This is a genomic window from Vibrio proteolyticus NBRC 13287, from assembly GCF_000467125.1.
GTDB lineage: Bacteria > Pseudomonadota > Gammaproteobacteria > Enterobacterales > Vibrionaceae > Vibrio > Vibrio proteolyticus.
Genome location: NZ_BATJ01000010.1, coordinates 1 through 22445, shown reverse-complemented (window position 1 = coordinate 22445; position 22445 = coordinate 1). Strand labels below are relative to the sequence as shown.

General features: G+C 49.9%; 23 protein-coding genes and 1 tRNA gene. 18 read left to right on the top strand and 6 right to left on the bottom strand.

Annotated features, from left to right (window positions below; genetic code table 11):
- The first annotated feature begins 355 nt into the window (after nt 1-355).
- Nucleotides 356-1318, top strand: coding sequence for an OmpA family protein (locus VPR01S_RS13005; protein ID WP_021705800.1), 963 nt, complete (start codon nt 356-358; stop codon nt 1316-1318).
- Nucleotides 1319-1384: 66 nt separating this feature from the next.
- Here the strand turns inward: VPR01S_RS13005 and VPR01S_RS13000 are convergent, their stop codons facing one another.
- The 3 genes from VPR01S_RS13000 to VPR01S_RS12990 form a co-directional block, all read right to left on the bottom strand.
- Nucleotides 1385-1891, bottom strand: coding sequence for a hypothetical protein (locus tag VPR01S_RS13000; RefSeq protein WP_021705799.1), 507 nt, complete (start codon nt 1889-1891; stop codon nt 1385-1387).
- Nucleotides 1892-2072: 181 nt separating this feature from the next.
- Nucleotides 2073-2149, bottom strand: a tRNA-Arg gene (locus VPR01S_RS12995).
- Nucleotides 2150-2206: 57 nt separating this feature from the next.
- The gene (locus tag VPR01S_RS12990) at nt 2207-3343 is read right to left on the bottom strand and encodes a flagellar assembly protein FlgT (RefSeq protein WP_021705798.1); all 1137 of its coding nucleotides are present in this window, start codon (nt 3341-3343) and stop codon (nt 2207-2209) included.
- A gap of 161 nt (nt 3344-3504) precedes the next feature.
- On the opposite strand from VPR01S_RS12990, the gene VPR01S_RS12985 reads away from it, so the two are divergent.
- Together VPR01S_RS12985 and flgP are read left to right on the top strand one after the other, a co-directional pair.
- A complete protein-coding gene (locus tag VPR01S_RS12985) occupies nt 3505-4140 on the top strand; it encodes a FlgO family outer membrane protein (RefSeq protein WP_021705797.1) in 636 nt (211 codons plus the stop codon).
- Between the two features lie 10 nt (nt 4141-4150).
- Nucleotides 4151-4582: a flagellar assembly lipoprotein FlgP gene (gene flgP, locus VPR01S_RS12980; protein WP_021705796.1), complete on the top strand. Its 432-nt coding sequence runs from the start codon at nt 4151-4153 to the stop codon at nt 4580-4582.
- Nucleotides 4583-4653: 71 nt separating this feature from the next.
- Here flgP and VPR01S_RS12975 read toward each other — a convergent pair whose 3' ends face one another.
- From VPR01S_RS12975 to flgA, 3 genes are all read right to left on the bottom strand, one after another.
- Entirely contained in the window at nt 4654-5079 is a 426-nt protein-coding gene (locus VPR01S_RS12975) for a flagella synthesis protein FlgN (RefSeq protein ID WP_021705795.1), read from the bottom strand.
- Nucleotides 5080-5115: 36 nt separating this feature from the next.
- Complete coding sequence (gene flgM / locus VPR01S_RS12970) at nt 5116-5430, bottom strand: flagellar biosynthesis anti-sigma factor FlgM (RefSeq protein ID WP_021705794.1); 315 nt, start codon at nt 5428-5430, stop codon at nt 5116-5118.
- A gap of 116 nt (nt 5431-5546) precedes the next feature.
- Nucleotides 5547-6293: a flagellar basal body P-ring formation chaperone FlgA gene (gene flgA / locus VPR01S_RS12965; RefSeq protein ID WP_040902751.1), complete on the bottom strand. Its 747-nt coding sequence runs from the start codon at nt 6291-6293 to the stop codon at nt 5547-5549.
- A 75-nt stretch (nt 6294-6368) separates the two neighbouring features.
- Here flgA and VPR01S_RS12960 point away from each other — a divergent pair, with 75 nt between their 5' ends.
- The 15 genes from VPR01S_RS12960 (at nt 6369) to VPR01S_RS12890 (ending at nt 22216) form a co-directional block, all read left to right on the top strand.
- Nucleotides 6369-7295 carry a chemotaxis protein CheV gene (locus tag VPR01S_RS12960; RefSeq protein WP_021705792.1) on the top strand — a complete coding sequence of 309 codons (927 nt, stop codon included), beginning with the start codon at nt 6369-6371 and terminating at the stop codon, nt 7293-7295.
- Between the two features lie 11 nt (nt 7296-7306).
- On the top strand, nt 7307-8134 hold the full coding sequence (locus VPR01S_RS12955; RefSeq protein WP_021705791.1) for a protein-glutamate O-methyltransferase: 828 nt from the start codon (nt 7307-7309) through the stop codon (nt 8132-8134).
- 239 nt (nt 8135-8373) lie between these two features.
- A complete protein-coding gene (gene flgB / locus VPR01S_RS12950; RefSeq protein ID WP_021705790.1) occupies nt 8374-8769 on the top strand; it encodes a flagellar basal body rod protein FlgB in 396 nt (131 codons plus the stop codon).
- A gap of 5 nt (nt 8770-8774) precedes the next feature.
- On the top strand, nt 8775-9191 hold the full coding sequence (flgC, locus tag VPR01S_RS12945) for a flagellar basal body rod protein FlgC (RefSeq protein ID WP_021705789.1): 417 nt from the start codon (nt 8775-8777) through the stop codon (nt 9189-9191).
- An 18-nt stretch (nt 9192-9209) separates the two neighbouring features.
- On the top strand, nt 9210-9923 hold the full coding sequence (flgD, locus tag VPR01S_RS12940) for a flagellar hook assembly protein FlgD (RefSeq protein WP_021705788.1): 714 nt from the start codon (nt 9210-9212) through the stop codon (nt 9921-9923).
- Nucleotides 9924-9947: 24 nt separating this feature from the next.
- On the top strand, nt 9948-11252 hold the full coding sequence (flgE, locus tag VPR01S_RS12935; RefSeq protein WP_021705787.1) for a flagellar hook protein FlgE: 1305 nt from the start codon (nt 9948-9950) through the stop codon (nt 11250-11252).
- A gap of 200 nt (nt 11253-11452) precedes the next feature.
- Complete coding sequence (locus tag VPR01S_RS12930) at nt 11453-12202, top strand: flagellar basal body rod protein FlgF (RefSeq protein ID WP_021705786.1); 750 nt, start codon at nt 11453-11455, stop codon at nt 12200-12202.
- A 17-nt stretch (nt 12203-12219) separates the two neighbouring features.
- Nucleotides 12220-13008: a flagellar basal-body rod protein FlgG gene (flgG, locus tag VPR01S_RS12925; RefSeq protein WP_021705785.1), complete on the top strand. Its 789-nt coding sequence runs from the start codon at nt 12220-12222 to the stop codon at nt 13006-13008.
- Nucleotides 13009-13030: 22 nt separating this feature from the next.
- Nucleotides 13031-13810 (top strand): flagellar basal body L-ring protein FlgH, encoded by a 780-nt coding sequence (flgH, locus tag VPR01S_RS12920; RefSeq protein WP_021705784.1) that lies wholly within the window; start codon nt 13031-13033, stop codon nt 13808-13810.
- A gap of 58 nt (nt 13811-13868) precedes the next feature.
- Complete coding sequence (locus VPR01S_RS12915; RefSeq protein ID WP_021705783.1) at nt 13869-14960, top strand: flagellar basal body P-ring protein FlgI; 1092 nt, start codon at nt 13869-13871, stop codon at nt 14958-14960.
- A 10-nt stretch (nt 14961-14970) separates the two neighbouring features.
- A complete protein-coding gene (gene flgJ / locus VPR01S_RS12910) occupies nt 14971-15897 on the top strand; it encodes a flagellar assembly peptidoglycan hydrolase FlgJ (protein WP_021705782.1) in 927 nt (308 codons plus the stop codon).
- A 147-nt stretch (nt 15898-16044) separates the two neighbouring features.
- Entirely contained in the window at nt 16045-17919 is a 1875-nt protein-coding gene (gene flgK, locus VPR01S_RS12905; protein WP_021705781.1) for a flagellar hook-associated protein FlgK, read from the top strand.
- A 12-nt stretch (nt 17920-17931) separates the two neighbouring features.
- Nucleotides 17932-19125 (top strand): flagellar hook-associated protein FlgL, encoded by a 1194-nt coding sequence (gene flgL, locus VPR01S_RS12900; protein ID WP_021705780.1) that lies wholly within the window; start codon nt 17932-17934, stop codon nt 19123-19125.
- A 344-nt stretch (nt 19126-19469) separates the two neighbouring features.
- The gene (locus VPR01S_RS12895) at nt 19470-20609 is read left to right on the top strand and encodes a flagellin (RefSeq protein WP_021705779.1); all 1140 of its coding nucleotides are present in this window, start codon (nt 19470-19472) and stop codon (nt 20607-20609) included.
- A 473-nt stretch (nt 20610-21082) separates the two neighbouring features.
- Nucleotides 21083-22216, top strand: a complete 1134-nt coding sequence (locus VPR01S_RS12890) for a flagellin (RefSeq protein WP_021705777.1) — start codon at nt 21083-21085, stop codon at nt 22214-22216.
- Nucleotides 22217-22445: the final 229 nt, after the last annotated feature.

Sequence of the window (22445 nt, the reverse complement as noted above, 5' to 3'; positions counted from 1 at the left end):
TGCTTAGTTATAAGGTTGTTATTATAGAGGGTTGTACTCACTAAAAATGCGTTGGAGCCAGATTTAATAAGGGCTGGCGGTGAATTGGTTAACTAAATACTCAGATTTCAGTGACAAGAAATTGACATTTTTCCTCTTTCATCTTGCTGCAAATTGATTATAGTTCGCTGCGTCAGTGAGTTGCGGACAAAAATCGCAACCCGCTAGGTGGAATACGCAAACGGAATTGGAACTAAATCAGTCCGGTGCTAATCACCAAAGCGCTGTATGTAGAGACAACGTTTTGGGGTGAGCACTGAGGCGCATCATCCATTTCGAATAAGTCTGCCTCAAGCAGAAATTTAGAGGATTTATAATGAAAAAGTTAGCAGCGGTAATTTCAGCGTCACTTCTAATGGCATCTACTTCAGCAATGGCTCAAGTATACGTTGGTGCAAAAGTTGGTAAAACTTGGCTAGACGACGCGTGTATCTCAGGTCAACCATGTGATGACGAAGATTCAACTCTGGGTGCATTCGCAGGTTACGAGTGGAACAAATACTTCGCGCTTGAAGCTGGCTACGATTACCTGGGTGAATTCAACACTGGTACTGCTGGCCTTAACGGTAGCAATGACGATGTATCTGCCATCACTCTGGCTCCTAAACTGAGCCTGCCTCTGACTGATGATATCTCTCTGTACGGTAAATTCGGTGGTGCATACGTTGATTACGGTAGCAAAAACGACTGGTCTTACCTAGGCGCAGCTGGTCTGGAAATCGATTCTCACCAGAACGTGACTGTACGTCTTGAGTACCAAACAATTACTGACATGAACAACGACCGTGTTCGCGCAGCAGGCAACTCTGCAACTCTGGGCGTTGTGTACAAATTCGGTGGCCAAGAAGCAGTTCCTGCACCAGTTGTCGTTGAAGAAGAGCCAGTGGTTGCAGAACCACAACCTGTAACTAAGACGTTCGAAACGAAAACGCTTGGCACAGGTAACTTTGCTCTGAACAGCACTGAGCTGAAAGCAGAAAGCGCAGCACAGCTGGATGACCTGGTTGCATTCCTGAACCAGCACCCACAAGCTAACGTAGAAATCGTTGGTTACACTGATACTTCAGGTTCAGCAGCTTACAACCAGAAGATCTCTGAAAAACGTGCTCAATCAGTAGCGAAAGCTCTGAACGCAAAAGGCATCGATTCTTCTCGCATCGCGACTCGTGGCGAAGGTGAGAACAACCCAGTTGCAGACAACTCAACTCGCGAAGGTCGTGCGAAGAACCGTCGTGTAGAAATCGTTGTTCCTGCGTTCGAATACACAGTTCAGCAGTAATTCCTGAATTCTGTAGAAGATGAATAAAAAGCCCCGGAGCCTTGCTCCGGGGCTTTTTTGTAGCGCTCATTTGAGATCGATACTGCTCAGACGTCCCATGAACTCCAGAATCTCCAGGTTATCCTTGTTCGCTTCAAGTAATGCTTTCTTCGTCTTGGTATAAGCGCCCAACCGACCGTGCTTACTGACGGAACACACCACACTTTTGTACGTGAGTCTGCCATTGTCATCGTAGGTACGCCAAGCCGCGATGTAGCATTCGTCTTTGTAATCCGGGTTCGATTTTGTGGGTCTGGGCTTATATATGATTTTGGGTTCGACAGAATGGGGGAGGCGTGTCATCAGGTAAGGGTCTTTTAGCAGGCGCCGCCAGAACTTGCCCCACATCGCCCGGCCCAACTCATTACGTATCTTGATTGCCTTTTTTAAGCCACGTTTTTCCCCGATACGAACATACCCTACCGAGCGATGCAGCACGGTATCATCCGGTGTGTGGATGTGGATCTTGTATGCGGTCTTGGCTTTGGAAATAAAGCGGTGACCGGTGTTCGTAATGAGATTACTCTTTTTCATCTTTTATTATCGATAGTATTGTTAATAATAATTTTAGTTGAATCGATACATTTGGTGAAGTGATGGCGAGGGATTTTAGTCAGTGAGACAACAGATGACATGCCTGTTTGACTTAACTGGCTGATTTTTATGAGGGCATAAAAAAGCCCGGACTCATGATTGAGTCCGGGCTTTTGATATTTGGCGCTCCCGACAGGATTCGAACCTGTGACCTGCCCCTTAGGAGGGGGCCGCGCTATCCAGCTGTGCCACGGGAGCGTGGTACCGCGATATGATACTCAATTCTATGCGTAAGTTAAGGGGTAATACCTTAAATTACATGAGTTTGTGCATTACATCGCCAATCTGGATGCTGCTGGCCAGGTCATCTTGATCAACTGACAATTCTGCCTCACTCTCGTACACACGGGAGACCGTCAGAGTAATTTCGCTTTCCGTGACTTTATTGCGCGGCAGACCATTTTGATCAATGAACGAACTGGTGTGCCACAGTTTGAGTCGATCACCTTGTTTGACGCCATGTACACGGCCGAGATCGATGGTGATGGTGTTGCCGAACTTAGCCACTACTTCCGGCAGTGAAATTTTGCACGACAGCTCCGATTCCAGATCCAGCATGATATTGCGGCTCACTCGTAGCATCATTTCACCGTACGTGGAAGCCCAAAAGCGCGCGCTCTTGGTGTCGACCTGGCTGGTTTTGGCAAATGGCCAGCGTGCCAGTTCGCGGTAATTGCGCTTATAAATCTCATGGCCGGTTTTCCCGTCAAACACTTGCAGTTCCATGGCAAACTGACGGTTAATCACATCGTCTTTAAGGACTTTCTGTTCGATGGTGGCCGTTAGGTCTGTGATACGTCCGCCGATGATGTATTGCGCGCCCGTATCCTGAGCAATCATTTTCAACCGTTCCGGATACCGCTTATTGATTTCGTAATCGGTGGTGCCAACGGTAACAAAACTGGCCGATTCACTGTCTAGCTGGCGGTTAATGACCTGAGCAAAGTCGTCTCCCAGACTGTAGATTTGCCCCATCACGGCTTGTTGAGGTGATTCGACATCAATATTGCCGACCAGAAACGTCTTTTTATACTGGCTGACGTGGCAACCCGTTGCCGATGGGTAAATGTCAACCCGGGCTCTGACTTGCATCACGCCGCCGCGACTTTTTTCTTTCTCGACCAGAATGTAACGTACTTCATGGTTGGTAAACTGGTACTCCTTGCGGTTTTTTTCCAGGAATGGCTGCAAATTGGAGATACTGCCGATATCCGCACCCGAAAAACTGACCGCCTTATACAGGGCATCCTCCAGGGCATGCAATCGGGCTTGCTCTTCGGACGACACAATTGTGGCGGTGCCAGTCACTTCATACCACGCTGCCTGCGCCTGAAATGACAGGCTGGCTGGGCAAAGTATCGATAATAAAAGGAGAATAAAGTTTTTTTTCATGCTTTTCGCCAGTTAGGTATAGTTTTTGCTTTTCAAATCTTAGCTGATTTAGGCATTGCCTTTCTGAATAGTTGCCAAAACAGAATAGCAAGTAGCGTTCCACTTTTTGCGTCGGTAAACCAACGGTGGAGCATGCCTTAAAAAATCTGGAGAAAATGAGAATGAAAAAGTGGCTCCCCTTTTTGTCAGCATTTGTGCTGACAGCGTGTGCCTATGCTCCAATATACAATGGTAAGGAGCAATACCAGGGCTCGCAGTTTATGTTGATGGATAGCCCGCGTCATACCATCGATTTTTTCGTCGAAAGTATGACCGAGGATTTAATGGTGTCGAATACCAGTATTTCGGCGCGCACACCGATCGCGATTACCTCGTTTGTGGATCTGCAGAACATGGATGCCACCAACTGGTTGGGGAATACGGTATCGGAAGGGTTTATTCACCAGTTTCAGCGTCGTGGTTTCAAGGTGGTCGATTATAAAACGACCGGCTCCATTCAGGTTACGCAGCAAGGTGACTTTGCCTTCAGTCGTGACTGGAAGGACTTATCTCACGAGCAGGATGTTCAGTTTGTGCTGACCGGAACCATGCTGCGTCAAGAAGGCGGGGTATTGGTCAATGCGCGGGTTGTCGGGATGCAGTCACGTGTTGTGGTCGCTACCGCTCAGGGCTTTTTACCAGCGGATCGCATCGGCCGCGATCTGGATACGCTCAACAGCATGCGCACTCAGGATGGGGTGATCATTCGCTCGAATCCATACATCTCTCAACCTCACACCGTCATTCTTCGTCCATAGGTAAGTGGTTATGAAAAAAGTATTATTGCTCGTGATGGCACTCGTTATGGTGGGATGTCAGCCACTGTCGACCATGCGTCCGGATGACTGGCTGACTGCAGTTGGCTATGCCAGCATCAGTGAACAAAAAGGCCGCAATGAAGAAGAGCGTCAGGTTCGGGCCATGCGCGCTTCGAAGATCGATGCGTACCGTGAGCTAGCGGAGCAGGTGTACGGCATGCGCGTTAGCGGCCGGGCCGATCTGCGTGATCAGCGATTAGGAACTGAATTTACCTCAGGCGCGGTTGACGGTGTGATCCGTGGTGCTGAAGTGGTACGTGCGTATAAGGTGGGTGACAGCTATGTCACTGAGCTGCGTCTGGATATCCGTAAGATGGACAAACTGCGTGACTACGGCGAAGTACAGGTCGTGCCGGACAAACGTCAGCAGACGCTATTCTGAGTTTTTCTCTCAATATCTCCAGAACGAAAAAAGCGGCAATCTGATTGCCGCTTTTTTATTATGCTTTGTCATCAGGCTTTTATATTGGTACCCAGAGTGGACACGGTATGAGTTTGCCCCCCGGCATTGTAGGTCATGCCTATTTTGCCATGGCTTTGTTGCATTAGGTTATTGAGCTTGTTGAAGCTCAATTGTGCGCGTTGCAAGGCATCACCGTTGATCTGATTCGCTTGTTGGCAATCGTGTATGATCGCACGGATCTGTTGAACTATAGGGCTAAGTTCAGGATCCGTTTTCAACGTGTCAACATCCGGATGTCGGCCAATCCGCTCATCGGTTTGCTGAAGCTGAGCGATCAGCTCAATTTTCTGCTTGGCCAGTTGTTCGATGTCTTTGGATACACGATTGGCGATCGCGACTTTTTCTTTCTCGAGCAGAGAAGAGAGGGCCGTTGCGCTCTGAAGTTGAAATTCCACCAATCCTTTTAATGCAGCCATAATTTACTTACAGGTTTTGTGAGAGTCAGTGACAGGTTATAGGCCGCCCAGCTCTTTTTCAAATTTGATCATGTTGTCCGCCAGTTTTTCCGGATCAACGGTGTATGAGCCATTGGCAATCGCTTCTTTGATTGCGGCGACTTTCGCTTTATCAAAACTCGGTTGCGCTGCCATTTCACTGTGCATTTTACCCATCGCTTTGCCTTGCGAGCTCAGTGACACCGCGTCCTGATTGGAGGCCGAGTGACTGACGCTCTCGTTGCCTGAAGTCTTGTTGCTCTCTGTTCGCGCGCTACTTCGGGTCGAAGTCGTCAGCGTCTGACCAGAGCGAATGTTATCAATGCCTGCCATAAAAAGCCCTATTTACAAAAATCAAAACCTGCGTAGTAAATATCGACAGTCAAAAAGATTACTTTAGAAATTTTTAACGGTTTGTTCATTATCCCGGGTTTTCGGGACCAACCTCTCTAAAATTGCACCGTGACTTCGCCAATACCGGTTACTCTTCCGTCAATTATACGATTGGATTTACTATTTTTCACTCTAATCTGTTCACCGAGTGAGCCGTCGGTCAAGGCGATGCCCTTCGTCGTAATGGTCATACCTTTATTCATCGCCTTTATCAGTACACTCTCATTGCGGCATACTACACAAATATCACGCGCTTCGAGCACTTCGCCAAGACGCATGCTTTTCTTGAGCTTAGCGCCAATCACTTCGTGCGTATCGGCAAAACCCTCGCGACGAAAGCGGTTCAGATCGACCATGGTGATATTTAAGTCGGATGCCGATAAGATATGACCTTTCGGTAAGGCGCTAGCCAAGGTCACCTGAGGGCCGGACAGAGACAGGCGCACTGGCACATAGATACGCCAGTCATCTTCAGGGCATTCCACCAAAACCGTGATGGTGCTTGCAGATGGATTGTTCGAGCTGGCGGATGTACGTAGCGGCGCTGGACAGTCGGTGGCAAATATACGAGAGTCGACATTAGAGGCGTTCGCATCTAGCTTACCGCCTACTGGCCATTCGACGGTCGACAAAATATGTTGTTCAGCAGCTTGTTGAATATTGACGATTTGCTCTTGTGTGGCCGCATAGACAGAAAGGCTAAAGAAAAACGACAATAAGCCGATAAACAAAAAAACATTACTATATATAAGTCTGCAGGCTCCGGGCGGTGCCGGGCGCAAAGTTTGTCGCAAAAAAGGCATTTTGTTTCCCTGTTCGTCACTTAGCCAGAGTTAGACTACCATTTTTCGCATCAAAGTTTGAATGGAGATGAGCTTATGACGGGTATCCTTGATTCAGTGAATCAGCGTACACAACTCGTCGGTCAAAACCGATTAGAACTGTTAACGTTCCGTTTAATGGGACGTCAACGTTACGGCATCAACGTATTTAAAGTTAAAGAGGTACTGCAGTGCCCTAAGCTGACTTCCATGCCAAACCTTCACCCATTAGTGAAAGGTGTCGCTCATATTCGCGGCCATACCGTGTCTGTGATTGATTTGAGTCTGGCCATTGGAGGCCGTCCAACCACAGACGTCGAGAAGTGCTTTGTGGTGATTGCGGAATTCAACCGAACGATTCAGGCCTTTTTGGTCACGTCGGTTGAACGCATTATCAACATGAACTGGGAAGCCATCTTGCCGCCTCCAGACGGTGCGGGTAAAGCCAACTACCTCACCGCAGTGACCAACATCGACAATGAATTGGTCGAGATCCTTGATGTTGAAAAAATCCTGGCTGAGATTGCGCCGGTGGATGAGACCATGGATGAATCTATTGGTCAGGGAATTGCAGAGGCTGAACAGGAAAAAGAAATTGTTCGTCGCATCCTGATTGCTGATGACTCGACGGTCGCGCGTAAACAGGTTGAGCGTGCGATTGCGTCGATCGGTTTTGAAGTCGTATCGGTCAAAGATGGCAAAGAAGCGTACGAGAAACTGGTCGAAATGGCTGCTCAAGGCAGCATCTATGAACAGATCTCTCTGGTGATTTCTGACATTGAAATGCCGGAAATGGACGGCTATACCTTAACTGCTGAGATTCGTCGAAATGCGGATCTGAAAGATTTGTATGTTATTCTTCACTCCTCCCTGAGTGGAGTCTTTAACCAGGCTATGGTGGAGCGAGTGGGCGCCAACACCTTTATCGCGAAATTTAACCCGGATGAGCTTGGTAATGCGGTGAAAACTGCACTGACAAATTAAAAGAGACATTAATGACAGCGATAACTATAAGCGATCAAGAATATCGAGATTTTAGCCGTTTTTTAGAATCCCAATGCGGTATCGTACTGGGAGACAGTAAGCAGTATTTGGTTAGAAGTCGCTTAAGCCCTTTGGTGACTAAGTTTAAACTGGGCTCGTTGTCTGAGTTGCTCCGTGATGTCGTGACTGGACGGAATCGTGAGTTGCGCGTTGCCGCCGTGGATGCCATGACAACCAATGAAACGCTCTGGTTTCGTGACTCTTACCCATTCACGGTCTTGGCCGAGAAGTTGCTGCCAGAGGTGGCCGCCAACAAACGGCCAATTAAGATCTGGTCGGCGGCCAGTTCATCAGGGCAAGAGCCATATTCAATTGCCATGACGATCCTCGAAACTCAGTTGCGTAAACCAGGCATGCTGCCATCGGTGTCGATCACGGCGACCGACATCTCCAGCACGATGTTGGATGTCTGCCGCGCGGGCGTGTACGACAATCTGGCGTTAGGGCGAGGCTTGTCTCCAGAGCGTCGTCGCAACTTCTTTGAAGATGCCGGTGACGGACGGATGAAGATTAAAGACAACGTGAAGCGTATGGTTAACTTCCGCCCACAGAACCTGATGGACAGCTATGCTCTGCTGGGCAAGTTTGACCTGATTTTCTGTCGTAACGTCTTGATTTATTTCTCTCCGGATATGAAGTCTAAGGTATTGAACCAGATGGCGAACAGCCTCAATCCTGGCGGTTATCTGCTGTTGGGGGCTTCTGAGTCACTGACCGGTTTGACGGATCGTTTTGAAATGGTGCGCTGCAATCCTGGTATCATCTACAAACTGAAGTAAATCGTTTCCTCCTCCTAAAGCCCGGCATTATTTGCCGGGCTTTTTGTTTTCCGCTATAGATAAGAAGACATTCCAAGATCCCACGTTTTTTGTTAACGCCATAAAGAGCGTGGAGTAAAAACGGCGTAATTATTGCAAATCTGACCGGAACTCGGCGTCGAGGTGTGGCAATTTCAAGTTGGTACGCTAATTGCAGAGTTCTAGTTAGTAAAGAGTCAGTTCTTTGGGTAGAGGCAGATATGGCAATTTCTTTTGACAACGCTCTGGGTATCCATCAGTACACGGTAGGGGTTCGTGAGCGCAATGCTGAGGTGATTTCCACCAACATTGCACAAGCGAATACACCGGGGTACAAGGCCCGCGGTGTTGATTTTCAGAAAGCGCTACAGGCGGCAACATCGGAGGCAAGCATTGGTCTTAGCCGAACCGATGGTCGGCATATTTCTGCCTCAACCAGGGTGACAGGGGAAAAGTTGTACCGCATGCCAACGCAACCCGACACCGGTGACGGTAACACGGTCGATGTGGATCTGGAGCGTAACCTATTTATGCAAAACCAGCTTCGCCACCAAGCGTCACTTGACTTCCTGGGAAGTAAATTCAAGAACTTAACGAAAGCGATTAAAGGGGAATGATTTAGATGAGCTTATTTAATGTATTCAATGTGACTGGTTCCGCAATGAGTGCTGAATCTGTTCGTCTGAACACGACCTCCAGTAACCTGGCGAACGCGGAAAGTGTCTCAAGCTCAGCCAAAGACACCTACAAAGCTCGCCACGCGGTTTTTGGCGCCGAGTTAAGCAAAGCACGTTACAATCGCGACGACAACGTGCCGGTGAAAGTGTTGGGGATTGTTGAAAGTGATAAACCACTGACGGCGGAGTATAACCCGGACCACCCTCTTGCGAATGATGAAGGCTATATCTACAAGCCAAACGTCAACGTGATGGAAGAAATGGCAAACATGATTTCTGCTTCCCGCTCATACCAAACGAATGTTCAGGTAGCAGATGCGAGTAAACAAATGCTGCTGCGTACGCTGCAGATGGGTCAATAAGGATAAGGAGGTAACGTAATGGCCGGAATTAATCAGGTTGGTCAAAGCGGCTTGTCCTATGTTGACCAGCTTAAAAGTCTTCAAGAGCAAAAGCAGAAAGAGAACGCGGAAGTTACCGGTAAGCAAGACCTGAAACAGGAAGACTTCTTGTCGCTGCTCACCAAGCAGCTTGCTCAACAGGATCCTTTTAAGCCGGTCAGTAACGACCAGATGATTGCGCAAATGGCTTCATTTGCCACGGTTGATGGTATCGGCAAAATGAACAATCAGTTTGAAACACTGAATGCGTCGATGACGTCGAATCAGGCGCTGCAGGCTTCGTCTCTGGTAGGTCGTGATGTATTGGTGCCAGGGGCAGCCGGCGTGAAGAAAGATGACGCAGGCATGGCCGCGATGGTGAAGTTACCCCAGTCGGTGGATAACCTGATGGTCCGAGTCGAAAACGAGGCGGGTCAATTGGTCAGAACCTTTGATGTGGGGGCAAAGCCATCCGGTGACAACCGTGTCGAATGGGACGGTAAAGACGAAAACGGTAACCCATTGCCGGCCGGCAAATACAAGGTGAAAGCCGCAGGTTTGCTGGATGGGGAGAGCAAAGAGTTTGAAGTATCGACTTACGCAAACGTCAACAGCGTTCTTCTTGGTAAAGGTGATGGTAACGTACTGCTCAATCTGGCTGGCTTTGATTCGCCAGTTCGACTTGCTGAAGTACTAGAAGTGGGCAAAGCGTAAGCGCGCCAGAGAGGAGATTTTGGAATGTCATATGTATCTTTAAGCGGTCTTTCCGCAGCTCAGTTAGATCTGAACACCACCAGTAACAACATTGCCAACGCCAACACATTCGGCTTTAAAGAGTCGCGTGCGGAGTTTGGTGATGTGTACTCGAACTCTTTGTTTACCAACTCCAAGACCACCGCTGGTCAGGGTGTTCAGGCAAACAAGGTTGCTCAGCAATTTCATGAAGGTTCCAGTATTTATACCAACAACCCAATGGATTTGCGGATTTCGGGAACCGGTTTCTTTTCCGTGGCAAAAGATCGCCTCGTGCCTCAGCAGAACGAGCTGACACGTAACGGTGCTTTCCACCTCAACAAAGACAACTACATGGTGACATCTAACGATGAGTTTTTGCTTGGTTATCAAGTCAATCCGGATACTGGTGATGTGAGCTCTTATGAGCCGCAGCCGCTGAACATTCCTGCGGAGTTCGGTAAGCCGAAACAGACTTCCAACATCGAAGTCGGGGTTAACCTGCCCGCCAATGGCGATCTGAAAGATCCAACCCTGTTTGATTTCACTGATCCGGACACGTATAACCGTTCAACGTCTTCGACAATCTATGACTCAATGGGTCAGTCATATAAGTTGACGACGTACTACGTGAAAGATCAGACCCAGCCGAACACCTGGCAAACCTACTACACGGTGACGGATTCTGCTGGCGAAAAGCCCCTGAATATTACAGGTGGTGATGCGTCAACGCCGGGCGGTCATGTCGGACACACCATGAAGTTTAACAACGACGGTACTTTGGCCAGTTTGAATAACGGTCAGAATATTGTGTCTGAGCCTTTGGGGACTGGGGCAAACCCGATTGATCTCAACGGTGCGGATCCAAATCAGGTGCTGTCATTTGGCCTGGACTCTGCCACCCAGTTTGCGGCGCCATTTGAGCTGACCAAGTTTGATGAAGATGGAGCCACAACCGGCTTTTTGACCAAAATTGATTTCGATGAAAACGGCAGTGTGCTGGGTACTTACTCCAACGGTGAAAACGTTACTCTGGGTCGCGTAGCGCTGGTTCGGGTTCCGAATGAGCAGGGCTTGGATAAGAAAGGTGGCACTCAGTGGGATTCAACGCAGTTCTCTGGTGACAAGATCTGGGGGGAATCCAACAAAGGGTCGTTTGGTACCATTAACAACGGTACGCTTGAGCAGTCGAACATCGATATGACTCAAGAGCTGGTGGATCTGATTTCCGCGCAGCGTAACTTCCAGGCCAACTCTCGCTCTCTGGAAGTTCACAACCAACTGCAACAAAATATCCTGCAGATTCGTTAATACATCCCTATCAGCAATCCTCTGCATACCAGACTGGCGGCAACCGCCGGTCTGGTATGGTTGCCATCTGCCGCGTTCATGGCGGCAAGCTTGCCTCTTTCTCGAATAAAACCATCTTAATTACCTGATTTATATGCTAAATAAAAATTGGCACGCCAATTGCTTTTGATGATCGTGAACTCAGATTATCGGAGCAATTTATGGACCGCGCACTGTTTCTCGCCATGAGTGGCGCTAAGCAAAACATGCAGGCAATGCAACTGCGTGCGAACAACCTGGCAAACGTCAGTACCACGGGTTTCCGTGCTGATTTGGCGCAAGCCCGTTCAATGCAGGCCTACGGTGAAGGGTTGCCAAGTCGTGTTTTTAGCATGACAGAACGTCCGGGCCATAACTTCGAGCAGGGCAGTGTGATTACCACAGGCCGGGATCTGGATGTCACCATTCAGGGGGATGGGTGGATTTCCGTGATGGATAAAACCGGCCGTGAAGGCCTGACTCGTAACGGTAATTTGCATGTGGGCACCAATGGCTTATTAAGCAATGCTTCCGGCCATCTGGTTCTGGGGGAGAATGGCGCGCCGATTACGCTGCCGATCCCGCTCAGCAAAATTGAAATCGGTAACGACGGCACGATCTCGGTGGTTCCTCAGGGCGCTCCGGCGGATGCTATCGAAGTGGTTGACCGAATCAAGCTGACCCGCACCAATAATCAGGATTTGTTCAAAGACACCAATGGTCTTTTCCGTGCTAAAGACCCCAATGCGGCATACGAAGCGGATGCCGGCGTTAAGCTGCTCACCGGTGCGATTGAAGGCAGTAATGTCAACGCCATCGGCGAAATGACCAGTCTGATTGACCTGCAACGTCAGTTTGAAATGCAGGTCAAAATGATGGGTACCGCTGAGGATATGGATAAAGCATCCGATTCACTGCTTCGTATGAGCTGATCAATTAGGAGATTATTATGCAACCGGCATTATGGGTCAGTAAAACTGGTCTGGACGCACAACAAACCAATATTTCAACGATTTCCAACAACCTGGCGAACGCCTCGACCATCGGTTTCAAAAAGAGTCGCGCCGTATTTGAAGATCTGTTTTATCAGAACATCAATCAGCCAGGTGGTCAGTCTTCCCAGAACACCGAGTTGCCAAGCGGTCTGATGTTAGGGGCGGGCTCGAAAGTGGTCGCTACGCAGAAAGTGCATACCCAAGGTAACGTGCAGACCACCAACAACAGTCTCGACATGATGATCGAAGGGGACGGTTTCTTCCAGATCCTGATGCCGGACGGCAACATTGGTTACACGCGCAATGGTCAATTTACCGTGAATGACGAAGGTGCGATCGTGACATCCGGCTCTGGATATTCGCTCGAGCCTGAGATCGTGATCCCCGATGATGCGATCAGCATTACGGTCGGCAACGACGGTGAAGTGTCGGTGCGTGTCCGTGGACAGCAGGACAACCAGGTGGTTGGTCAGATAGCGACCGTCGACTTTGTCAACCCAGGTGGTCTTGAGCCAATCGGCCAGAACCTCTACCTGCCGACGGGCGCCAGTGGTGATCCGCAAGAAGGCGTGCCGGGTCTGGACGGCTTTGGGCAAGTTCGCCAATCGATGCTGGAAACCTCCAACGTGAATGTCACGGAAGAGCTGGTCAACATGATTGAAGCGCAGCGTGTCTACGAAATGAACTCGAAAGTCATTTCAGCCGTGGATAAGATGCTGAGCTTTGTGAACCAACAACTGTAATTTAAGGTCGAGGGTTGCCGATATGTTTCGTTTGCTGGCCGTTTTAGGTATTTGTCTGCTTTCTGGATGCGCGATGCTGGATCCGGAAGTGGAAACGTCAGATGTGGTGCAGGGCACGACCACGGTCGATGCGGTGGAAGGAGACAAAGCATCAGAGGAAAGCTCGGGCCTAGTGGACACCATGCGTGGCCGCACGGATCCGGTGGCCGGTGACCCGGCCTGGGCGCCGATTCATCCCAAACATCAGCCTGAGCACTACGCGGCAGAAACCGGATCACTGTTTAACCTGCAGCAGGCCAGCAGTTTGTATGACGACTCGAAGCCTCGTGGCATCGGAGACATCATCACCGTGATCCTAGAAGAAAAGACCAAGGCTGCTAAGAGTTCGGATGCCAATTTGTCCAAGAGCAACGACTCATCCATGGACCCTCTCGAAGTCGGGGGGCAGCAACTCAATGTGGGCGACTATAATTTCTCCTACAAGCTGAACAACGACAACAATTTTGAAGGCAACGCCGAAGCGAATCAAAGCAACAGCTTAACAGGCTCTATCACGGTTGAAGTGATTGAAGTGTTGGCCAACGGAAACTTAGTCATTCGCGGTGAAAAGTGGTTGACGCTCAATACCGGAGACGAATATGTACGCCTGAGTGGCACGATTCGTCCTGATGATATTGATTACGACAACACCATTGCTTCTAAGCGAATCTCCAATGCGCGGATTCAGTATTCCGGCACGGGCACCAACCAGGATATGCAAGAACCTGGATTCTTGGCACGATTTTTTAATGTCTCTCTCTAAACAGCAGGTTTAGTCGAAGTATTGTCACTTCGCTCAGTTAGAGAAACAGGTACGCACAATGAAGAAACTCACACTGTTACTGATAGGCATGATGCTTTTTGCCACTGGCGCGCAGGCTGCCCGCATTAAGGATGTGGCTCAGGTAGCAGGCGTCCGGAGCAACCAACTGGTCGGATATGGCCTGGTGACCGGATTGCCGGGAACCGGTGAGTCGACGCCGTTTACCGATCAGAGTTTCAATGCCATGCTGCAAAATTTCGGCATTCAGTTGCCACCGGGCACCAAACCGAAAACCAAGAACGTCGCGGCTGTGATTGTGACCGCTGATCTGCCGGCTTTCACTAAGCAGGGGCAAACCATTGATGTGACAGTTTCGTCGATCGGTTCTGCCAAAAGCCTGCGTGGCGGCACATTGATGCAAACCATGCTAAAAGGCCTGGATGGGCAAATCTATGCCGTTGCACAGGGCAACCTGGTGGTGAGTGGCTTCAGTGCTACCGGAGCTGACGGCTCAAAAATTGTTGGTAACAACCCTACGGCTGGGATGATCTCCAGCGGTGCAATTGTCGAACGTGAGATTCCAACGCCGTTCAGCCGCGGTGATTACATTACGTTCAACCTGATGGAGTCAGATTTTACCACGGCGCAACGCATGGCCGACAGCATTAACAGTTTCCTCGGGCCGCAAATGGCCTCAGCAATGGACGCGACCTCGGTACGCGTGCGTGCCCCGCGAGATCTCAGTCAACGTGTGGCGTTTTTGTCGGCGGTAGAGAACCTGGAATTTAATCCAGCGGATGGCGCAGCCAAAATCATCGTTAACTCACGCACCGGAACGATAGTGGTCGGTAAGCATGTGCGCCTGAAACCGGCTGCGGTCACTCACGGCGGAATGACGGTGGCGATTAAAGAAAACCTTAATGTCAGTCAGCCAAACGCATTTTCAGGTGGTCAGACGGCGGTGGTGCCAGATTCTGAAATCGAAATCAAAGAAGAGCAGGGCAAAATGTTTAAGTTTGAACCGGGCCTGACGCTGGATGACCTGGTCCGGGCGGTGAACGAAGTCGGCGCGGCTCCGTCGGATTTGATGGCGATACTTCAGGCGCTCAAACAAGCGGGTGCCATTGAAGGCCAGTTGATCATTATTTAAGGGTGGATACATGATTAATAACGGCAACGATATTGGTTTTATCCACGACATCGCGAATCTGGACAAACTGCGTCAGAAAGCGGTGGACGGTGATGAGAGCAGTGAAAAGGCGGCGCTGACCGCAGCGGCAAAACAGTTTGAAGCCATCTTTACCTCGATGTTGTTTAAATCGATGCGTGAGGCGAACAGCGGTTTCGAATCCGATCTGATGCGTAACCAGAATGAGCAGTTCTACCGCCAGATGATGGATGAACAGATGTCGAGCGAAATGAGTGCCTCCGGCTCACTCGGACTAGCGGATATGATTGTGGCTCAGCTCAGTCAAGGCTCTGTTAAAAACCAGGGCGCCGCAGCCAAGGCGGATGATTTTGAAGCCATGATGGAGCGTGTGAAGCAAGTGCGTCAGGAACGTGCAGAGCAGCCAGAAGAGGTTGTGGCCAGTGCTTCTCAGACTCAGAGGGTGGATAAACCGGCCCGGTTCGATACGCCAGAAAATTTCATTTCGTCATTGCGTCCATACGCGCAACGCGCGGCTCGGGCACTGGGTGTGGATCCTTCGCTATTGCTGGCCCAGGCGGCACTGGAGACCGGCTGGGGACAGAAAGTGATCCATAATGCTCGCGGCAGCAGCAACAACCTGTTCAATATCAAAGCTGATCGCAGCTGGGGCGGTCACAAAGTCGCGACGCAAACACTGGAATATCATCAAGGTGTACCGGTAAAAGAGCGGGCGGCATTTCGTTCCTACGCCAACTATCAGGACAGCTTTGACGATTACGTCCGCTTTCTGAACGATAATCCGCGTTATCAGACAGCGCTGCGCCACGGAGGCGACTCTGAGCAGTTTATCCGCGGGATTCATAAAGCTGGTTATGCTACCGACCCGAAATACGCCGATAAGGTATTGCAGGTCCAACAGAAAATCGACCAGATGTAATGACACCACCCGCCTCGAGCGGGTGGCGTCTTTTTATCCTAATTACACCACCGGCGCTCCGCCAATATACTCTCTGGCATATATATTGCTAAATAACTTTAAGTAGTTCAGTGAAGACTGATTTTTCAAGGTTTTTTTGGGGGCAATATGGCGTCGGATCTTCTGAATGTTGGTGCACAAAGTGTTCTGACCGCTCAGAGACAGCTCAACACCACAGGCCATAACATTTCGAACGTGAACACAGAGGGCTACAGTCGTCAGTCTGTGATTCAGGGCACGAATATGCCGCGCCAGTACGGCGGGGAAACGTACGGCATGGGCGTGCATGTGGAAAATGTTCGCCGCTCCTGGGATCAGTTTGCCGTCAACGAGCTAAACCTGTCTACCACCAACTTTGCCAAGCAACAGGACATCGAAGCCAACTACGATTTGTTGTCCGGGATGTTGTCTTCCGTAGCGGCAAAAAAGATCCCCGAAAATGTGAACGAGTGGTTTGATTCTGTGAAGTCACTGGCCGACAGCCCCAATGATGTGGGCGCGCGTAAAGTGGTGCTGGAAAAAGCCCAGTTAGTGACACAAAACCTGAACGATTTCCATGAAACCGTTCGCCGCCAGTCGGATGTGACCAACAAGAAACTTGATGTGGCCGTTGAGCGGGTCAACCAATTAGGGATGGAAATCCGTGACTTACACCGGTTGATGATGCGCACACCCGGACCACATAATGATTTAATGGATCAGCATGAAAAGTTGATCAAAGAGCTGTCGGAATACACCAAAGTGACGGTGACGCCGCGCAAAAATGCAGAAGGTTTCAATGTCCACATCGGCAATGGCCACACCCTGGTCTCCGGGACGGAAGCGAGTCAGCTGAAGATGATTGATGGCTACCCAGATGTCCATGAGCGTCGTCTGGCGATGGTTGAAGGCAAAGGCATCAAAGCCATTACCACCAAAGACATTGATGGCAAAATCGGCGCCTTGCTGAAAATGCGTGATGAACAGATCCCATACCTGCAGGACGAACTGGGCCGGATGTCGGCAGCGTTTGCGTTTGAAGTCAACAAATTGCAGTCACAGGGGCTGGATTTACGTGGCAACGTGGGCCGCAACATGTTTACCGATGTGAACTCAGACGTAGCGGTCAAGTCACGTGTGGTTCAGGCGCCGGACTCACAAGCCGATCTGGCGGTATTTATCGATGATCCGTCTCAGCTCAAAGGGGGCGAATACTCACTGCAATACAATGGCGGAGATTATGTGCTGACGACGCCAGATGGCGAGCAGAAAGTGGTGCCGGTCAGCGGTAGCGCGATTGCTGTCGACGGTGTACGCATTGATATTCGCAGAGATTTAGCCGCAGGAGAACGGGTGATCATCCGCCCAACCCGTGATGCCGCTGCGCAGATCAAAATGGCAATTAATGATCCTACGCTGATTGCCGCGCAGAGTTACGAAGCATCGACCACCTTCGCGCAGGGCGCGGCCAAATTTGATATTGCGTCAGTTGGCGATTTACGTGAATTCGAAGTGGTGATCTCACCGGGCGGCGATCAGTTTGCCGTGACCGACACCAAAGGTAATGTGCTGCTGGATCCACAGAGCTACCCGCCATCGGGCCCGGTCAGTGTAATGGGTACAACATTTAACCTCAGCGGCGGCGCATTGCCGAACGACAAGTTCACGGCAAATCTTGTCCCATCGGAAGGGGATAATGGCAACCTGCTGAAGATGCAAAGTATCCAGACCGCCAAGACGCTCAATGATCACGAATCAACGGTGGTGGATATTTACCACAACCTCAATACCGATGTTGGCCTGCAGATGTCGACGGCTTCTCGTCTGACCGATGTGGCACGGCTGGAAAATGAGGCTGCGCAGGAGCGCGTAGCATCGATTGCTGGTGTGAACCTGGATGAAGAAGCGGCCAATATGATGAAGTTCCAGCAGGCCTATATGGCGTCATCGCGCATTATGCAGGCCGCCAATGATACCTTTAATACCATTCTGGCGCTGAGATAAGGAGGCCGATAAATGCTCAATCGTATATCCAGCTTCCATAACTATCAGTCGGTGCAAAATGATCTGCGCCGCCAGGAAACCAAAGTGCATCACAACCAGGAGCAAATGGCGTCGGGTAAGAAATTACTTAAGCCAAGTGATGATCCGCTGGCGACACACTATATCCAGAATGCCAGTCAGCAGTCACAACTGTTGCAGCAATACCTGGACGCGATCGTGCTGGTCAGAAACCGTCTCGAACATCAGGAAGTGATGGTGTCGGGGGCGGAAAATTTTGCCGATGATGCCAAACGTACGGTGATGGAAATGATCAACGGTGCGTTGTCACCCGAAGATCGCCTGGCACGTACGCGCGAACTGGAAGAGATTTCCAATAACTTGCTGAATCTGGCGAACAGCCAGGACGAAAACGGTAACTATGTGTTTGCCGGAACGAAACCTAAGAACCAGCCGTTCTTTCGCGATAATGCCGGCAACGTGACCTACGGTGGCGATGATTATCAGCGCAAGATGAAAGTGGCCAATACGCTGGAAATGGCCATCAATGATCCCGGCAGTAAAGTGTTCATGGAAATAGACAATCCGTTTGGTGATTACCAGCCGCAATATCAGCTCCAGGACGGATCGGAGCTGTTGCTGGAGCGAGCCACCAACTTAGATGGCAGCGATCAGTCCACGTATCAGGTGACGTTCGTGGACATGCAAGACGGTAAGTTCGGTTATCAGTTAGAGCGCAACGGTTCGGTGGTGCAGGCCGACGAGTTCAATCCGGCGCAAGGTATTCAGTTTGAAGATCTGAGCATTCAGTTTAAAGGTCAGATCACCAAAGGGGATGTGATCAGCATTGAACCGCGTAAGACATTCAGTATTTTCGATACATTCCGGCAAACGCGTGAGTGGGCAGCCAAACCCGTATCGGATGCTTCGGCATCGGCCAAATTACATCAGATGACCGAAGAGTTTCATGCGGCTTTTATTCATCTGAACAAAGCCCGTACCGATCTGGGGGCTCGGATGAGCACTCTGGATATTCAAGAGCAGCAACATGAGGATTTCAAGATTGCTCTGGCCAAATCCAAGAGCAATTTTGAGGATCTCGATTATGCGGAAGCCGTGATCGATTTCAATGAAAATTCACGTGCGTTGCAGGCCTCACAGCAAGCGTTCGGCAAAACCAAAGATTTAACGCTGTTCAACTACATCTGATCTTTGTTGCCATATGTGCTGACGCCATATGTGCGAAGGTGGAGTAGGGAGGCAAGCGGGCGGCAAACCAGCGGCAAAAGATAGTAATGGCCGCTCAATGAAAGGCGAGACACACATAAGCGGTATGAGTGTTATTTTGTAACTCATTGTATGATAAGTGTTTTGTTTCAAATGCATGATTGGTTAAAAAGTTGGCACACAACTTGTATTTATCCAGTTAAGTGAAAACAGAATTATAAATCGGCTTCAGGGCGGATTTAGCAAGGCATTTACGGTCAGTGCTTCCAAATGAGACTAAGCTGGCCGCTTCGCAAGCACTTGCGAACTCACTAGGAGAGCAAACTATGACCATCAACGTTAATACCAACGTCTCGGCGATGACCGCTCAGCGTTACTTAAACAAGTCGTCTAATGATCTGAATACTTCGATGGAACGCCTGTCATCGGGTAACAAGATCAACAGTGCAAAAGACGATGCGGCTGGCCTGCAGATCTCGAACCGCCTAACGGCTCAGTCCCGTGGTTTGGATGTGGCTATGCGTAACGCCAACGATGGTATTTCCATTGCCCAAACGGCAGAAGGGGCGATGAACGAATCGACCAACATTCTGCAACGTATCCGTGATCTGGCGTTGCAATCGGCCAACGGTACTAACTCAGCGTCGGAGCGTCAGGCTCTGAACGAAGAAGTGACGGCTTTGCAGGACGAATTGAACCGTATCGCCGAGACCACGTCTTTTGGTGGACGTAAACTGCTGAACGGATCCTTCGGTGAAGCTTCATTTCAGATCGGCGCCAGTTCCGGTGAAGCGATTATCATGGGCTTGACCAGTATCCGCGCAGACGATTACCGCATGGGTGGTCAGTCGTTTATCTCGGAGCAGGGCAAGACCAAAGAGTGGGGAGTTCCGCCAACGGCGAAAGATTTGAAACTCGAGTTCACCACGCAAGATGGCGAAGCCGTGACCCTCGATATCATTGCCAAAGAGGGAGATGACATCGAAGAGCTGGCGACGTACATCAATGGTCAGACAGACAAAATGAAAGCGTCGGTCGATCAGGATGGCAAGCTACAGCTGTTTATGGCCGAGCCAAACCTGCAAGGGAACTTGAACATTTCCGGTGGCTTGGCGACCGAACTTGGTCTGAACGGCGGCCCGGGTGTCAGCACAACCGTGCAGAACATTGACGTGAACACCGTGGGTGGTTCGCAGAACGCAGTCGGCATCATCGATTCGGCCCTGAAATACGTGGATTCACAGCGAGCAGACCTCGGTGCGAAGCAGAACCGGTTGAGTCACAGTATTAACAACCTGGCCAACATCCAGGAGAACGTTGAAGCGTCCAACAGCCGTATTAAAGATACCGACTTCGCGAAAGAAACCACCGCGATGACCAAAAACCAGATTCTGCAACAGGCCGGAACCTCAATTCTTGCCCAAGCAAAACAGTTGCCAAACTCTGCGCTTACTTTGCTGCAGTAGTGTTGGAGTGCTTCATTAAGTTGTTCCCAGACGTGGGGTTAATGAAGCGTTTCCAGGCAATGCGCAGCGATCATCGAGTTCAGCCTCTCTCACTCTCACTGGCTGTTCTGGAGGGTCACTGCGTAAACGGTCAGTCAGTGATGTGATCATTTCTCTCGATCTCCACAAGGCGCTGACGGACTACTCTAGCCCCGGTTCTCTCAAAGGAAAGGGGCTTTTCTTTTTCTGCCATTCCACTCGCTCCCCCGACCAGCCTGATTGAAACTTTAGGTCTTTTTTCTATTTCTGCTATCCAGTTCGAGAAACGGATTATTGTGCGTTATTTTTCAGCAACATTGTATTTTTCCGCTAAAGGTATTACGTCCTGAGTCGCTACTAAGAGTAACTTTGAGAGAACGACTTGGTTTTCCGAGACGTCGGAAACCGTTTCTGGAAGTTCCGCTTCGACGGGAAAATCAACAGGAGAAATCACTATGGCAGTGAATGTAAATACCAACGTGTCTGCGATGACAGCACAGCGTTACCTGAACAGTGCCAGTAATGCACAACAGACCTCGATGGAGCGTCTGTCTTCAGGTTTCAAAATTAACAGCGCGAAAGACGATGCAGCGGGCCTGCAAATCTCCAACCGCCTGAATGTACAAAGTCGCGGCCTGGATGTAGCGGTGCGTAACGCGAATGATGGTATTTCGATTGCTCAGACCGCTGAAGGTGCAATGAATGAAACCACCAATATTCTGCAACGCATGCGTGATCTGTCACTGCAATCGGCGAACGGCTCAAACTCAAAATCTGAGCGTGTTGCGATTCAGGAAGAGATCACTGCATTGAATGACGAGCTGAATCGTATCGCAGAAACCACTTCATTCGGTGGTAATAAACTGCTCAACGGTACGTTTGCCACCAAGTCTTTCCAGATCGGTGCAGATAACGGTGAAGCGGTTATGCTAAGCCTGAATGACATGCGCAGCGATAACGTTATGATGGGCGGCAACGCGTATGTGGCAGCGAATGGTCAGGACAAAGACTGGGCGGTACAGGCTGGTGCAAACGATCTGACGATCTCGCTGACGGACAAGTTCGGCGCAGCGCAGAACATCACCGTCAATGCGAAAGAAGGCGATGACATCGAAGAGCTGGCGACGTACATCAATGGTCAAACCGACATGATCAAAGCATCAGTGAACGAAGATGGTCAGTTGCAGTTGTTTACCGATAACAACAAAGTGGAAGGTGCTGCTACCTTTGGCGGCAGCCTGGCAGGTGAACTGAGTATTGGTGGTCCTCAGGCTGAAACAGTTGATACCATTGATGTTCGTTCTGTGGGCGGTGCTCAGCAAGCAGTCGCTGTGGTTGATTCTGCACTCAAGTACGTTGACAGCCACCGTGCTGAGTTGGGGGCATTCCAGAATCGCTTTAGTCACGCGATCAACAACCTGGACAACATTAATGAGAACGTGAACGCGTCGAAGAGCCGAATCAAAGACACTGATTTCGCGAAAGAGACAACGGCGTTGACGAAATCTCAGATTTTGACTCAGGCATCAAGTTCAGTGCTTGCGCAGGCCAAACAAGCTCCAAATGCTGCGTTAGGTTTGCTTGGTTAACAAGAGTCCTAGGGTTAGCTCTGCAATCGTTCAAAATCCAGCTTCGGCTGGATTTTTTATGCCTAATATCTTCTAGATGATGTTCTTAGCGGTTTTTATATCAAATTCAACAGTGTTGCCGAAGTGAATCTAAAGAGACACACGGAGAGACGAGGGAGCATGATGGATAGTCAGCAGATAAAACAAAACCCAGCCGAAGCTGGGTTTTGTTGTTTTCGTTTTAACTGTG

Bases quoted from the DNA above. Each gene is read 5' to 3' on its own strand.
- flgH (WP_021705784.1), top strand. From the start codon at position 13,031: ATGTTTCGTTTGCTGGCCGTTTTAGGTATTTGTCTGCTTTCTGGATGC.
- VPR01S_RS12960 (WP_021705792.1), top strand. From the start codon at position 6,369: ATGACGGGTATCCTTGATTCAGTGAATCAGCGTACACAACTCGTCGGT.
- VPR01S_RS13005 (WP_021705800.1), top strand. From the start codon at position 356: ATGAAAAAGTTAGCAGCGGTAATTTCAGCGTCACTTCTAATGGCATCT.
- VPR01S_RS12915 (WP_021705783.1), top strand. From the start codon at position 13,869: ATGAAGAAACTCACACTGTTACTGATAGGCATGATGCTTTTTGCCACT.
- flgP (WP_021705796.1), top strand. From the start codon at position 4,151: ATGAAAAAAGTATTATTGCTCGTGATGGCACTCGTTATGGTGGGATGT.
- flgE (WP_021705787.1), top strand. From the start codon at position 9,948: ATGTCATATGTATCTTTAAGCGGTCTTTCCGCAGCTCAGTTAGATCTG.
- VPR01S_RS12955 (WP_021705791.1), top strand. From the start codon at position 7,307: ATGACAGCGATAACTATAAGCGATCAAGAATATCGAGATTTTAGCCGT.
- VPR01S_RS13000 (WP_021705799.1), bottom strand. From the start codon at position 1,891: ATGAAAAAGAGTAATCTCATTACGAACACCGGTCACCGCTTTATTTCC.
- flgL (WP_021705780.1), top strand. From the start codon at position 17,932: ATGCTCAATCGTATATCCAGCTTCCATAACTATCAGTCGGTGCAAAAT.
- flgB (WP_021705790.1), top strand. From the start codon at position 8,374: ATGGCAATTTCTTTTGACAACGCTCTGGGTATCCATCAGTACACGGTA.
- VPR01S_RS12985 (WP_021705797.1), top strand. From the start codon at position 3,505: ATGAAAAAGTGGCTCCCCTTTTTGTCAGCATTTGTGCTGACAGCGTGT.
- flgD (WP_021705788.1), top strand. From the start codon at position 9,210: ATGGCCGGAATTAATCAGGTTGGTCAAAGCGGCTTGTCCTATGTTGAC.
- flgA (WP_040902751.1), bottom strand. From the start codon at position 6,293: ATGCCTTTTTTGCGACAAACTTTGCGCCCGGCACCGCCCGGAGCCTGC.
- flgM (WP_021705794.1), bottom strand. From the start codon at position 5,430: ATGGCAGGCATTGATAACATTCGCTCTGGTCAGACGCTGACGACTTCG.
- VPR01S_RS12990 (WP_021705798.1), bottom strand. From the start codon at position 3,343: ATGAAAAAAAACTTTATTCTCCTTTTATTATCGATACTTTGCCCAGCC.
- flgJ (WP_021705782.1), top strand. From the start codon at position 14,971: ATGATTAATAACGGCAACGATATTGGTTTTATCCACGACATCGCGAAT.
- VPR01S_RS12930 (WP_021705786.1), top strand. From the start codon at position 11,453: ATGGACCGCGCACTGTTTCTCGCCATGAGTGGCGCTAAGCAAAACATG.
- VPR01S_RS12895 (WP_021705779.1), top strand. From the start codon at position 19,470: ATGACCATCAACGTTAATACCAACGTCTCGGCGATGACCGCTCAGCGT.
- VPR01S_RS12975 (WP_021705795.1), bottom strand. From the start codon at position 5,079: ATGGCTGCATTAAAAGGATTGGTGGAATTTCAACTTCAGAGCGCAACG.
- flgG (WP_021705785.1), top strand. From the start codon at position 12,220: ATGCAACCGGCATTATGGGTCAGTAAAACTGGTCTGGACGCACAACAA.
- flgK (WP_021705781.1), top strand. From the start codon at position 16,045: ATGGCGTCGGATCTTCTGAATGTTGGTGCACAAAGTGTTCTGACCGCT.
- flgC (WP_021705789.1), top strand. From the start codon at position 8,775: ATGAGCTTATTTAATGTATTCAATGTGACTGGTTCCGCAATGAGTGCT.
- VPR01S_RS12890 (WP_021705777.1), top strand. From the start codon at position 21,083: ATGGCAGTGAATGTAAATACCAACGTGTCTGCGATGACAGCACAGCGT.